12 protein-coding genes and 1 other annotated feature are annotated in these 12,796 nt (G+C 40.0%); of the genes, 1 reads left to right on the top strand and 11 read right to left on the bottom strand.

Annotated features, from left to right (window positions below):
- Nucleotides 1-94: 94 nt before the first annotated feature.
- A complete protein-coding gene (gene pavA / locus N8L90_RS01415; RefSeq protein WP_261023887.1) occupies nucleotides 95-1,750 on the top strand; it encodes an Rqc2 family fibronectin-binding protein PavA in 1,656 nt (551 codons plus the stop codon).
- A gap of 211 nt (nucleotides 1,751-1,961) precedes the next feature.
- Here the strand turns inward: pavA and N8L90_RS01410 are convergent, their stop codons facing one another.
- The 11 genes from N8L90_RS01410 to N8L90_RS01360 form a co-directional block, all read right to left on the bottom strand.
- The gene (locus N8L90_RS01410; RefSeq protein ID WP_261023886.1) at nucleotides 1,962-3,674 is read right to left on the bottom strand and encodes a glucosaminidase domain-containing protein; all 1,713 of its coding nucleotides are present in this window, start codon (nucleotides 3,672-3,674) and stop codon (nucleotides 1,962-1,964) included.
- Nucleotides 3,675-3,771: 97 nt separating this feature from the next.
- Nucleotides 3,772-4,758, bottom strand: a complete 987-nt coding sequence (locus N8L90_RS01405; protein ID WP_261023885.1) for a dihydroorotate dehydrogenase — start codon at nucleotides 4,756-4,758, stop codon at nucleotides 3,772-3,774.
- Nucleotides 4,721-5,521 carry a dihydroorotate dehydrogenase electron transfer subunit gene (locus N8L90_RS01400; protein ID WP_125452192.1) on the bottom strand — a complete coding sequence of 267 codons (801 nt, stop codon included), beginning with the start codon at nucleotides 5,519-5,521 and terminating at the stop codon, nucleotides 4,721-4,723. The genes N8L90_RS01405 and N8L90_RS01400 overlap by 38 nt, the downstream gene beginning before the upstream one ends.
- Before the next feature lie 248 nt (nucleotides 5,522-5,769).
- A complete protein-coding gene (gloA, locus tag N8L90_RS01395; protein WP_219966553.1) occupies nucleotides 5,770-6,150 on the bottom strand; it encodes a lactoylglutathione lyase in 381 nt (126 codons plus the stop codon).
- Between the two features lie 58 nt (nucleotides 6,151-6,208).
- A complete protein-coding gene (gene rplT, locus N8L90_RS01390; protein WP_000124834.1) occupies nucleotides 6,209-6,568 on the bottom strand; it encodes a 50S ribosomal protein L20 in 360 nt (119 codons plus the stop codon).
- 51 nt (nucleotides 6,569-6,619) lie between these two features.
- Nucleotides 6,620-6,820, bottom strand: coding sequence for a 50S ribosomal protein L35 (rpmI, locus tag N8L90_RS01385; protein WP_001125943.1), 201 nt, complete (start codon nucleotides 6,818-6,820; stop codon nucleotides 6,620-6,622).
- 32 nt (nucleotides 6,821-6,852) lie between these two features.
- On the bottom strand, nucleotides 6,853-7,383 hold the full coding sequence (gene infC, locus N8L90_RS01380; protein WP_000848180.1) for a translation initiation factor IF-3: 531 nt from the start codon (nucleotides 7,381-7,383) through the stop codon (nucleotides 6,853-6,855).
- Nucleotides 7,384-7,398: 15 nt separating this feature from the next.
- Nucleotides 7,399-7,530 (bottom strand) — a sequence feature (ribosomal protein L20 leader region).
- A gap of 160 nt (nucleotides 7,531-7,690) precedes the next feature.
- Nucleotides 7,691-8,875: a hypothetical protein gene (locus tag N8L90_RS01375; protein ID WP_261023884.1), complete on the bottom strand. Its 1,185-nt coding sequence runs from the start codon at nucleotides 8,873-8,875 to the stop codon at nucleotides 7,691-7,693.
- A gap of 3 nt (nucleotides 8,876-8,878) precedes the next feature.
- The gene (locus N8L90_RS01370) at nucleotides 8,879-9,466 is read right to left on the bottom strand and encodes an ABC transporter ATP-binding protein (RefSeq protein ID WP_261023883.1); all 588 of its coding nucleotides are present in this window, start codon (nucleotides 9,464-9,466) and stop codon (nucleotides 8,879-8,881) included.
- A 399-nt stretch (nucleotides 9,467-9,865) separates the two neighbouring features.
- A complete protein-coding gene (locus tag N8L90_RS01365; protein WP_261023882.1) occupies nucleotides 9,866-12,106 on the bottom strand; it encodes a DNA internalization-related competence protein ComEC/Rec2 in 2,241 nt (746 codons plus the stop codon).
- Nucleotides 12,090-12,740 carry a helix-hairpin-helix domain-containing protein gene (locus N8L90_RS01360; RefSeq protein WP_261023881.1) on the bottom strand — a complete coding sequence of 217 codons (651 nt, stop codon included), beginning with the start codon at nucleotides 12,738-12,740 and terminating at the stop codon, nucleotides 12,090-12,092. The genes N8L90_RS01365 and N8L90_RS01360 overlap by 17 nt, the downstream gene beginning before the upstream one ends.
- Nucleotides 12,741-12,796: the final 56 nt, after the last annotated feature.

Genomic DNA, 12,796 nt, shown 5'->3' with positions numbered 1-12,796 from the left:
TTTCTCTTTACTTGGCTTTATTATACCACATTTCCATGATTTTATTCTACCTTTTTGATATAATACTATGGAATACAATCACAAGGAGAGAACGATGTCATTTGACGGATTTTTTTTACACCACATGGTTGAGGAATTGCGAAGAGAGTTAGTGAACGGTCGCATCCAGAAAATCAATCAACCTTTTGAACAAGAGTTGGTCTTGCAAATCCGCAGCAATCGCCAAAGTCATCGCCTGCTCCTTTCTGCCCATCCAGTTTTTGGACGCATTCAGCTGACCCAAACGACTTTTGAAAATCCAGCCCAACCTTCTACCTTTATTATGGTTTTGAGAAAATATTTGCAGGGTGCCCTGATTGAGTCGATCGAGCAGATTGAAAATGACCGTATTGTGGAAATGACAGTTTCCAATAAAAACGAGATTGGGGACCATATTCAGGCTACCTTGATTATCGAAATCATGGGGAAACACAGTAATATTCTACTGGTTGATAAAAGTAGCCACAAAATCCTCGAAGTCATCAAACATGTTGGCTTTTCACAAAATAGCTACCGTACCTTGCTTCCTGGATCGACCTATATCGCTCCGCCAAGTACGGAATCTCTCAATCCTTTTACTATCAAGGATGAAAAGCTCTTTGAAATCCTACAAACACAGGAAACGACAGCTAAAAACCTTCAAAGCCTCTTTCAAGGTCTAGGACGCGATACGGCAAATGAATTGGAAAGCATACTGGTTAGTGAAAAACTTTCCGCTTTCCGAAACTTTTTCAATCAAGAAACCAAACCATGCTTGACTGAGACTTCCTTCAGCCCAGTTCCTTTTGCAAATCAAGTGGCAGATTCTTTTGCCAGTCTTTCTGATTTGTTGGACACCTACTATAAGGATAAGGCTGAGCGCGACCGCGTCAAACAGCAAGCCAGTGAACTCATTCGCCGTGTTGAAAATGAACTTCAGAAAAACCGCCACAAACTCAAAAAACAGGAAAAAGAGTTACTGGCGACAGACAATGCTGAAGAATTTCGTCAAAAAGGAGAATTGCTGACAACCTTCCTCCATCAAGTTCCGAATGACCAAGACCAGGTAGTCTTGGATAATTACTACACGAATCAGCCTATCACCATTGCTCTTGATAAGGCACTAACTCCCAACCAGAATGCCCAACGCTATTTTAAACGTTACCAGAAACTCAAAGAAGCTGTCAAATACTTGACTGATCTGATTGAGGAAACCAAGGCGACTATTCTCTATCTGGAAAGTGTGGAAACTGTTCTCAACCAAGCTGGGCTGGAAGAAATCGCTGAAATCCGTGAAGAATTGATTCAAACAGGCTTTATCCGCAGAAGACAACGGGAGAAAATCCAGAAACGCAAAAAACCAGAACAATATCTAGCAAGCGATGGCAAAACCATCATCTATGTCGGCCGAAACAACCTGCAAAATGAGGAGCTAACCTTTAAAATAGCCCGCAAGGAGGAACTTTGGTTCCATGCCAAGGATATTCCTGGAAGCCATGTTGTCATCTCAGGCAATCTTGACCCATCCGATGAAGTCAAGACAGACGCAGCAGAGCTGGCCGCCTACTTCTCTCAAGGTCGCCTGTCAAATCTGGTTCAGGTAGATATGATTGAAGTCAAGAAACTCAACAAACCAACTGGTGGAAAACCTGGCTTTGTAACCTATACAGGACAAAAGACCCTCCGTGTCACACCAGATCCAGAAAAAATTGCATCCATGAAAAAATCCTGATTTTACTTGAAATCAGGATTTTTAACTTATACTCAATGAAAATCAAAGAGAAAACTAGGAAGCTAGCCGCAGGCTGCTCAAAACACTGTTTTGAGGTTGCAGATAGAACTGACGAAGTCAGTAACATCTATACGGCAAGGCGACGTTGACGTGGTTTGAAGAGATTTTCGAAGAGTATTACTACTCACTCAAATCATATCCAACAATAGGACTAATCTTTGCCACCTAGTTTCTCATTGATTTTCATCATCACACTAGCAATTTTTTCGCCCCAATAAGGGTCTGAAGCATATTCCACATTCATACCAGATGCCTTGTTTCCAAGGAAAGTTCTGCCCCTATCGATATAATTTTCCTTAATCCATTTGGTTGCACCTAAAATTCCCTTATCCACATCATCAAATGTCTTGGCAGAAAGGTAAGGGGTTGTATCATAGGCTGTAATTCCAAAGAAATTATTCTTATCTTTGGCAATCTTACTTCTTCCCCAGTCACTTTCTAAGGCACTATGGGCAAGGAGGTAGAGGGCATTGATATGGTAATGTTCTTCGGCTTCCTTAAAGGTTGCTCCCTTGTTCTCCAAGAGGCTATTATTAATATTTAGCAGACTAAATACCTTATCCAAGTCTTCAGCACTATAGTTTGTAGCCTCTGTCAAATCTTTAAAAAGGAAGGGATTTTCAAGGTTAAAACCTTCAAAATGCAGTCCATCTGCCGAATAATATTTCTTGCCTACTTCCATATCAGAAAGATGAGAAGCTACTGGGATACTAGCATTCTGAGACACATAGTGATAAAAACGATGTCCATCACTCTCATAATAAGGGATAAAATCCTTACTAGCATCTAGTGCTTGTAAATCTTCTGTTTTCATATAGCCTGACAAACCAGAAATAGTAATAGCCAAGTGCTTTTCATCACTTTTTCTATCCTTATCTAGCCAAACAACACTACCTTGCGATATATAGGAGAGCTTTTCACCATCTGCATTATAAACATTTGCTGTGACAGGTACTACTTGATAATAAGCAGCATTTTCATTTGTAGCTTTTTCTCCAAGCCATTTACCGTCGCTTCCAAGCTGATAACCATCTACAGTCTCATTTTTCGCCATGTAGCCACCAGATTTGAAGTAGTACCAGGCTTGACTTTTAGAATCGTATAACCATTCTTTCTCAGTCATTTTCCCATCAGATTTGAGGTAAAACCATGACTCCTTATCCCAAATCCATTCATTGGCTGCCATATAGCCACCGGATTTTAGATAATAATAGTGACCATTTTCGAAAATCCATTCTTTCTCAGCATGTTTTCCATTTTCTTTGATATAAAACCAAGATTGGTATTGTTTGTCAAAAAGCCAACCTTGCTGTACTTTGGCACCACTAGCATTCACATAAGCCTGGTCAATCCACTGACTTGTCAGTAGATAACCACCAGATTTAAAATAATAGTCCTTCCCTTTAATTTGGAGCCATTCTTTCTCTGCGTGCTGTCCATCTGCTTTTATATAAAACCAAGCGTCGTATTGAGAATCATAGACCCAATCTTCTATTACCTTGGCACCTGTTGCACCAACATAGGAAGCACCTACCCAGGCATTTCTCTTCATTTTACCATTTTGGTCAAGATAATAAAAGGCTCCCTTGTCTTCTACCCATTCTGATTTTGCCATATAGCCACCAGATTTGAGATAAAAATAGTCGTCACCTTGTTTCATCCATTCATTTTCAGCATAGTTGGCATCTGCTTTTATATAAAACCAAGATTGATAATGAGCATCAAAAACCCACTCATTGGCTGCTTGACTGCCATCTGCTTTCAGGTATTGTTTTCCTTGCCAAGTACCATCACTAGCCATTGCACTCTCTGGTCTGGCTAAGAAAAATAGCAGAGCTAAAAAAACAAATCTCAATTTCTTCATAAACTTTCTTCCTCTGTTCTTTCTATTTTATTGTATCAAAATTCTCTATAATAAACATTACAAACTGATAAAAAATCAAGAACAGATTGATTGCAGTTTACCTCAGAGACTCTTTTACTTCCTTGCGGAGATTTTCTAGACTGCTGATGCCGTATTTGTCCATGACTTTTGGTAAATTTTCGATGATATCAGGACAGGCATATGGATTGGTAAAGTTGGCTGTTCCAACTCCAATAGCAGATGCTCCCGCCAGATACATTTCTAGTGCAGTTTCAGCCGAATCCACTCCCCCCATTCCAATGATAGGCAGGTCTGTTGTTTGGGCTACTTGGCGAATGAGTTTGAGGGCTACTGGAAATACTGCTGGACCAGACATTCCACCTGTTCCATTGGCCAAGATTGGTTTTCTGGTTTTGAGGTCAAAACGCATTCCAACCAGAGTATTGATCATGGTTAATCCACTTGCTCCCGCATCTTCTGCTGCTTTTGCGACGGTGACAATATCTGTCACACTAGGGGTTAGTTTGACATAAACTGGTACATCAGAGGCTTCCACAGCTGCTTTCACCACATCATAAGCCAGATCAGGATCTTGACCTATCAAAAGTCCGTGATTACAGTGATCTACATTGGGGCAAGAAATATTGAGCTCAATAGCCTTCACATTAGCTGCCTTAGAAATACCACTAGAAACAGCTGCATACTCTTGTTTTGAAAAACCAGCTACATTGGCAATAATAGGAAGATTTGGATATTCTCTTTCCAGCCAAGGTAACTTTTCAGCCAAAACAACTTCCAAACCAGGATTTTGTAAGCCAATTGCATTGAGCATGCCAGCAGGTGTCTCAGCAACTCTAGGAGTTGGATTGCCAAAACGGGCTTCAAGGGTTGTCGCCTTGATCATAATAGAACCTAAAAGGTCTAAATCATAGTACTTGGCATACTCTTGTCCAAAACCAAAACAGCCTGATGCTGGAATAATCGGATTTTTCAAATCCAAGCCTGGTAGAGAAACTTGTAAACGATTTCTAGTCATGATTTTCTCCTTATAATACAACTGTTCCTGTTCGGAAAACAGGCCCATCTTCACAGACGCGTTGGCTGACCGTCTCGCTTTCTGGTACTTTTAGGACACAAGCGTAGCAAGCTCCCATCCCACAAGCCATACGAGATTCCAGAGATAGATAGGCTCTTGGGTGGTCATAAAAGGTTTGATTGATATACTTCATCATTCCAGGCGCCCCACATGAGTAAACAGCATCAAATTGATTGTCTAAATCCTTAATAACAACGGAAACATTTCCCTTGATACCATAAGAACCATCATCTGTCGTTACAAAGACTTGACCATATTGGGCCAATTCCGTCTCTAAAATAACAGCATCCTTGTTCGCAAAACCGAGGACAGTCACTACTTTCACACCACGCGCATGCAATTCCTTGGCCACTTCAAGCAAGGGCGGAACACCAATCCCACCACCAACAAGGAGAACCTGGCTCTGCTCATCAAGGTCAGACAAGTCAAAACCATTCCCCTGAGGCCCCATCACATCAAGAGTATCTCCCTGACTTAAGGTTGAGAAAATAGCTGTCCCAGCTCCCTCAATCCGATAAATGAGATGACACTGCTTCTTAAACTTATCGATAGACGAAATTGAAATAGGGCGACGCAAAAGATGGGCGTCATCAGGCACACGCAGATGAAGAAATTGGCCTGCTCGCATGGCTTCAACCATTTCCCCCTCTAGGACTAATTCAAAGATTGCTGGCGCAATTTCCTCCTGTGCAACCACCTTCATGGTTTCCAAGCGAATAGCACCCAAACGTTTCTTACATGTGGGATTCATGACTTTTCCTCCTTAAATTTTAAGGGGACCAGATAAAGAAAAGGCCTTGCGATTGCAAGGCCTCAGTTAAAATCGTACAAGACAAGAGAGCACACTCAAAAAGTCTCCTCTAAAAAATTGCACTATTCTTTTATCTGACACCTTGTGAGTCTCTCTGGACTCCCCTTAAAGGTTAAATTTTTACTAGTATACTCTTTCAGCTAAAAAAAGTCAAGTAGAAAACGAACATTCTACTTGACTTGACGAGATTATTTTTCACGAATGACTTCGACCTTGTAGCCATCAGGGTCTTTGACAAAGTAATAGTTAGGTGCAGTTCCTGGTAGACCATTTGGCTCAGTCACTTCATATCCTTTTGCACTATGCTCTTGATGAAGTGCCTCAAGATCAGGTGTACTGAGGGCAATATGGGCAAAGCCATCTCCAACCACATAAGGGCCGTGATTATAGTTATAAGTCAACTCCAACTCATAGTCGTCACCCTCAAGTCCTAGATAGACAATCGTGAAGGCATGGTCTGGAAAATCTCTGCGACGCAATTCTTTAAAACCAAAAGCATCTTGATAAAATGCAATTGATTTTTCAAGATTTTCTACTCGCAAGCAAGTATGTAGCATTTTTGAAGCCATATTTTTCTCCTTTATTTTTAAAAAGACTGGGACAATCCTGTTCCAGTCTTATCAGTTATTATTTACCAAGTTTTGCTTTAGCTGCATCTGCAAGAGCTGTGAAAGCTGCTGCATCGTTAACAGCCAAGTCAGCAAGCATTTTACGGTTAACTTCGATCTCAGCCAATTTCAAACCATGCATCAATTGTGAGTATGAAAGTCCGTTCATACGAGCTGCCGCATTGATACGAGTGATCCACAATTTGCGGAAGTCACGTTTTTTCTGACGACGGTCACGGTATGCATAGTAGTAAGAGTTCATTACTTGTTCTTTTGCAGTACGGAACAAGATGTGTTTAGCTCCATAGTAACCTTTTGCTAATTTAAGAATACGTTTACGACGTTTGCGTGATACAACGCCACCTTTAACACGTGCCATGTTTTATTTCCTCCAAATATTTCCTAGAATTGTTTACTTACTGTTAGGCTATTATTTCAAGCGAGTAAGCATTGCTTTGATACGTTTGTAATCTCCTGAATGCACCATAGATGCTTTACGAAGATGACGACGTTGTTTTTTAGTTTTTCCGTGGAAACGGTGAGAAGTGTAAGCACGGAAACGTTTAAGTCCACCAGAACCTGTACGTTTGAAACGTTTAGCTGATGCGCGGTGTGTTTTTTGTTTTGGCATGATTTTTTCTCCTTTATTTAACTTTCTGACAATTATTTTTTGTCAGTCGCTGGCGCCAATTGCATGAACATTTGACGTCCATCCATTTTAGCACGTTGTTCGATGATGGCAATATCTTGAGTTGCTTCAGCAAACTCGGCTAAAACTTTTGCACCAATCTCTTTATGGGTAATCATACGACCCTTAAAGCGAATAGATACCTTAACTTTATTTCCTTTTTCAAGGAATTTGCGTGCATTGCGAAGTTTTGTATCAAAGTCACCCTTGTCAATAGTTGGACTTAGACGAACTTCTTTCACAGTAACAACACTTTGTTTTTTACGTTGTTCTTTTTGCTTCTTCTGGTACTCAAATTTGAACTTACCGTAGTCCATAATTTTTGCAACAGGCGGTTTGGCTTGGGGTTGAATCAATACTAGGTCAACATTAGCATTATCAGCCAAAGCTTGCGCTTCACTGAGTGGCTTGATGCCTAGCTGTTCTCCTTCAAGACCAATCAAGCGAACTTCACGTACACGAATCTCATCATTGATGAATAAGTCTTGCTTTGCTATGGTTTTCACCTCTTTTGTTTTATTAGAGAAAAACAATAGCGGACTCGTAAATATACAAGCCCGCACGTTATGATAGCGTTTCTTAGAAACTTTTCATCCGTAGGGCCAGGCAACTTAATGTCACAAGGCGAGAAGCTCTCACTTCTGCTTTTCTCAACTTTTATATGATACCAAGTTTTCTAGCCCTTGTCAAGATAAAAAGTTATTTTTTTGAAAAGTTTGTGTTTGTATTTTGGCTTGGTTTTCGAATCAAAAAGAGAGAATCAAGTTGATTCCCTCTCTATGTTAGTTTTTACTTATTTTCCCTATAGGAAAGCTAAGATCTATTAAAAAATTCCTTTTTACGTGAACTTCCCCATCTTTCGATAAATAGAATCCCCACTAACAAAAGGATGATCAGGCAAGGAAGTAAAATCATCCCCATGCTCCAATTCAGATTGACATTATCAATTTGCTTAGGTAATCTTCCAGACAAAATCTCCACTGAACGCAAGTAAGTAAAGGGAATCAGATGTGCAATCCTTTGAAGAGGCTGAATCATTTGGATGCCAAACAATAAGCCAACAATCCCAATGAGTGAAAGAAAAAGGACAGGCATTTTTTGCTTGAAAAAGTAAGCAATCAAGTACACTACTTCCACAATGACGATAAAGGCTAAGAAAGCTAATAACAAGCCAGGAAATAACACATCCTGTATCTTTCCAATAGTTACCTCTTGATTCACTAAGCTATAAATCGGGTAGGGATAATCTAACTGTCCAAAACCACTTATCAGACTTCCCACTAGAAAAGAAAATCCGCTGATTCCGATAAACAGCACACTTACATAGCCCACTCCAACTCCAAGAGAGGACATGGCAAATGTCACTTTTGAAAAAGGATATAATTGAGCAGTGTCCAGATGATTTTGATATCTTTCTGCAAATAGTTGCGTTAGCATAAAAATAATCGCAATCACAAACAAGCTTGGGATGATAGCCTCTAAAATCCAGACAATCTGATCAATCCCGTGGGTCGGAAACTCCAAAGTATGTGCTTTTATGTTCAAGGGATACAGGGCTTGGTAAATCTTTCGTTGGCGGTCAACCGCCATTTTAAAGTCAGAGCTAATAGTCGGGTTATTTGATATCATTTCATAATTCTTCTCTTCATCTTGCCACTGCAAATAGTAGGCTTCTTTCCAGCGTCCTTCTTTTAACAAATCCAGAATTTCTTTCTTTTGAGTCAAAAGATTTTTTTGCGATTCTAAATTAATTTTAGCAATCTGGTATTCCTCCGAGTTGGTATCAGAAATTTGGGAGAGTTCCTCTTCATATTCATTGATGACTCTCTCATCTTTTACAAGACGGGTTTCCAACTCGCTCTCCAAGCTGACGGAGTTTGCAGTCTGACTATTAAAATAAAAGGTAACACCGAGTCCAGATACAAATAAAGCTAAGATAATCCAGTTTAAGCGACTTTTGAAAATTTTTTTTAATAAAAATAGACTAACATCTTTCATAAACTAAACCTCTTCTATTTGCCCCTGATGAATGGTTACTACTCTATCGCAGACATCAAGCAACTCTTCCTTATAGTGGGAACTTAAAAGAACCAGCTGTTCTTGTCTATCGATTTGTGCTAGCCTATCAAAAAACTTCTGACGATAATACTCATCTAAGCCATTTGTAATCTCATCCATGAGCCAGCATTTCGCCTGACTAAGGAAATACATGGCAATCACCAAGCGTTGCTTCATGCCTAAGGAATACTTGCGAATGGGAAGTCTGACATAGTCCGACATTTCCCAATAGGCAATTTCATCCCCCAAGTTCAGACCTGACTTCCAGATGTTTTTGATAAGACGAAGGTAGTCCATCCCACTTAAGTTTCCATCCAGCCATTCAACGCTTTCATAATAAAATAAAGAAGGAGGGGCTGCAATATTTCCGCTACTTATAGGAATTAAATTGCTAATGGCGCGGAATAGTGTCGTCTTTCCAGAGCCATTTATAGCAAGAATACCATAAATCCTACCCTTTTCAAATGTAAAATCAACATCTTGTAAGATGACTTGTCGCGTTTTTAAGGTCACATGAGTAAGATGCAACATATCTAGCCCTCCTTTTTATCACTCTTTAAGGATTAATAGCATCCGCTGGAGTAGTTTATTACCTCATAACGATTGTAATTCCAACCAGAACCAATTTTATATTCAGAATAGCTGTCATAACGATACCATAACAGGGGATTAATATAGTTATATCTCTAGCAATTCATACTATACTTATAGTAGGTATTCCAATCATACCTATAACTTTTAGTCACTATCACAGCAGATATACTGGACTGAAAAAGACAAATAGATCATAAACTAACTAATTAAACGATTTTTACTAATTTTTAATAGTTTTATATCATTAATATTGAATACGCTTTCATTATATCGTTTTTATCATTATTATGCAACAGATTTTTAGTTTATTTTACTAATATATAGTATTTATCCTTCCTATCGAACACTTTCGATTTTCCAATTTTTCCACCCCTTAAAGCGTATAGCTCCATGCTGGTCAGTTCGATATACTTTGCTATTGATACCTTCCAGTCGTGTCAAGGTTTCCTGATGGGAGAGTTTCGTTCGATTGTTCTTTCCAACTGAAATGAGAGTCATCTCTGGTTTGAGCTGTTCTAAAAAGGCTGAACTTGATGATTTTTTAGAGCCATGTTGACCAGCTTTCAAGACCCCCACCTCTAGGTCAGGATATTGCCTCAGCAAGTCCCTCTCTCCTTTCTCCTCCAAATTTCCTGTGAAAAGAAAGTTTTTATCCAAGAGTTTTCCATACAGAACCAGAGAATCTTCATGACCTCCATCTCCAATTTTCCTTGGTGATAGGACTTCTAGCTGACTTCCAAAAATTGGCACATTTTCCCCTTCTGCCAAACTACGCACCTTGGTTTGAGTCGTCTGTAGTTCTGCTACAAATTCCTTCTGTTTTAGACTGCCTTTTGACACTAAGATCTCCCCTACATGGAAAGCCTTGGTCACCTCTAACAAATCTCCGACATGTTCCTTGTCCGTATTTGTCAAAATCAGCTGGTCAATCTTGGCTACTCCTCTACTTTTTAGATAAGGAATCAAGGTTCGCTTAGCATTACTGGTCGTCGCCTTTTCTTGCCATTTTTCGATTTTCTTATCAGATTCTTCCTTGCCGCCTACATCTATGAGAATGGTTTTCCCAGTTACATCCCGTAGGAAAATACTTTCCCCTTGCCCAACATCCAGCATGGTAATTTCATTTTCCAGTGGATGCTTGGTCAAGAAAAAGAGACCTGTAATCAATAAGCTCAACACTGCTAGCCTTTTAATGTTTTTCCTCAAATCATAAACTAAAGCCAAGGAAATTAACAATAAGATTAAAAGCCATGCATTGGGTTGTCCAAAGACCAGAGGCCTACTTGCCACCTGTGATACAAAGCGAATCATCCCCTCCAACCATTCAAACATAAAATTCAGCTGAATGCCTGGATAGAGAAAGGAAAGGGCAAATAAGATAGACAAGAGCGGTAAGAAGACCAAGTCGAAAAGAAAGGAAAAGACAAAGGTCAAAAGGATGGACCAAGGCTGAAATTCCGCAAAATAGAAGGATAGAATGGGTAATATTCCCAAAGAAATAACCAGACTTTCTCTTGCAATAACCTTAAGCCCCCCCTCTTCTTTGCCGGTCATGGTCAAGATAAAAGCATAAGCGCAGGACAAAACTCCTCCTGCAGTCAGGAAAAAGTTGGGCATGACGATAAAGAGGACAAGGACTGTCAAGGCAAAATTGTCCAAGCCCTTAACACCATGTTGAGCCAGCAACTTTTGCAAAAGACTGCGAATGACCGAGGCTGAAAATCCTGTTAGCCCTGCATAGATAAGGGAAAAGGGATAAGTCAGCCATTTCAACTTTTCTTGGGTCAAGCCCAATCGCAAGAGAAGTTTCTTAAATCCATCCATGAAAAAGCCTACCTGCATACCCGACAAGGCAAAGAGGTGGATAATTCCTAAACTAGAATAAAGCTCATTCATCTCCTCAAAATCTGTGTCCAGATGCCCTAATAAGAGCCCCGTCATGTAATTGCGCATAGGGTCTGGAAAATGTGCCTTAATCCAAACCACAGCCTTTCGGCGTAAACTGGATAGATTTTCTCCTATATCCCAACTGCCAACCTTTTGAAGTGACTGGATTTTTTTGATATTGAGAGTCTGGTAAATTCCCTGAGTCTTCAGATAAGCTTGGTAGTCAAAGCCACCAAAATTTCTCTGCCCTTCTGGCTCTAAAAGTTTTCCTTCTAGTTTCAAATCATGAAGGGCTGTTAAATCTTGAAAGGCTTCTTTCTCCTCCTCGGACTGGAGTTTATAATATACTTGAAAAATGCGCCCATCAGACTTTCCACGAAAGGATAGACTATCACCATTAACCTTAATAGTGTCGGGCAAAATCCGTACCCTTTCAACAGAAACAGCCAAATTTTGACTCGCTTGACTCCGTTGCCAATTTTGAAACAGAAACCAGAAACCAAAGATTCCACAAATCACTAGAATTTTACTTGCTAATTTCCAAGGAAATTGGATAAAGAGACAGACTAGCAGAAAAACGAAACCCAACAGCGCTAGATAGGACGCTGAGAAAATAGCGTAATAAAGCCAGAGCAATAGAAAACTCAAATAGATTAGGGGAATAGGGAAATTCTTAATCCACTGTAACATAGTCTTTTAACTTTTCTATGGTCTTGGCACCAATGCCAGAGACCTTTTTGAGCTCGTCTACTGACTTGAACTTGCCATTTGCCTCACGATGGTCGATAATATCCTGGGCTCGTTTTCCTCCCAGACCCTTGACCTGTTTAAGCTCTTCCAGGCTGGCCTTGTTGAGATTGACCTTCTTTTCCTTGCTTGTTGAAGAAGCTGTCCCCGAAGTAGTCTGTTGATTAGCTACTTCTTCTCCCTTAGTTGGAACGTAAACCAGAGCTTCATCACTAACTTTCTGAGCTAGATTGAGCGACTTGCTGTCTGCTTGCTCTGTCAAGCCACCAGCCTTCTGAACAGCGTCATTAACTCGACTACCTACAGGCAAATCATAAATCCCTGGCGATTTGACAGCACCTTTGACATCTACTGTGATTAGATCTTGTTCAACAGGTTCTTCCTTTTCTTCCTTCTTCACATCCTTTTCGGTCGATAAATCCTTGGAAACAGCTGCAACTTCTGCCTGCAAATTCGTTTCCTTGACAGGTGTTTCTGGAGCTGGTTTTAGCAGGAAAAATCCGCCTACAACCAAGCCCAGACCAGTACAGATGACAATGATTTTATACTCTTTAATTTTCTCGATAATTGCTTCCATATTTTCTCCTCTCTTAAATTATTCGTAAGAGAAAGAAAAAACAGTTAAAAATTTCT

This window comes from Streptococcus mitis, assembly GCF_946190115.1.
Lineage (GTDB): Bacteria > Bacillota > Bacilli > Lactobacillales > Streptococcaceae > Streptococcus > Streptococcus mitis_CO.
The sequence above is the reverse complement of the archived record's forward strand: the minus strand, read 5'-3'. Positions and strand labels throughout refer to the sequence as shown.

Bases quoted from the DNA above. Each gene is read 5' to 3' on its own strand.
- pavA (WP_261023887.1), top strand. From the start codon at position 95: ATGTCATTTGACGGATTTTTTTTACACCACATGGTTGAGGAATTGCGA.
- N8L90_RS01410 (WP_261023886.1), bottom strand. From the start codon at position 3,674: ATGAAGAAATTGAGATTTGTTTTTTTAGCTCTGCTATTTTTCTTAGCC.
- N8L90_RS01405 (WP_261023885.1), bottom strand. From the start codon at position 4,758: ATGGGCCTGTTTTCCGAACAGGAACAGTTGTATTATAAGGAGAAAATC.
- N8L90_RS01400 (WP_125452192.1), bottom strand. From the start codon at position 5,521: ATGAATCCCACATGTAAGAAACGTTTGGGTGCTATTCGCTTGGAAACC.
- gloA (WP_219966553.1), bottom strand. From the start codon at position 6,150: ATGGCTTCAAAAATGCTACATACTTGCTTGCGAGTAGAAAATCTTGAA.
- rplT (WP_000124834.1), bottom strand. From the start codon at position 6,568: ATGGCACGTGTTAAAGGTGGCGTTGTATCACGCAAACGTCGTAAACGT.
- rpmI (WP_001125943.1), bottom strand. From the start codon at position 6,820: ATGCCAAAACAAAAAACACACCGCGCATCAGCTAAACGTTTCAAACGT.
- N8L90_RS01375 (WP_261023884.1), bottom strand. From the start codon at position 8,875: ATGAAAGATGTTAGTCTATTTTTATTAAAAAAAATTTTCAAAAGTCGC.
- N8L90_RS01370 (WP_261023883.1), bottom strand. From the start codon at position 9,466: ATGTTGCATCTTACTCATGTGACCTTAAAAACGCGACAAGTCATCTTA.
- N8L90_RS01365 (WP_261023882.1), bottom strand. From the start codon at position 12,106: ATGTTACAGTGGATTAAGAATTTCCCTATTCCCCTAATCTATTTGAGT.
- N8L90_RS01360 (WP_261023881.1), bottom strand. From the start codon at position 12,740: ATGGAAGCAATTATCGAGAAAATTAAAGAGTATAAAATCATTGTCATC.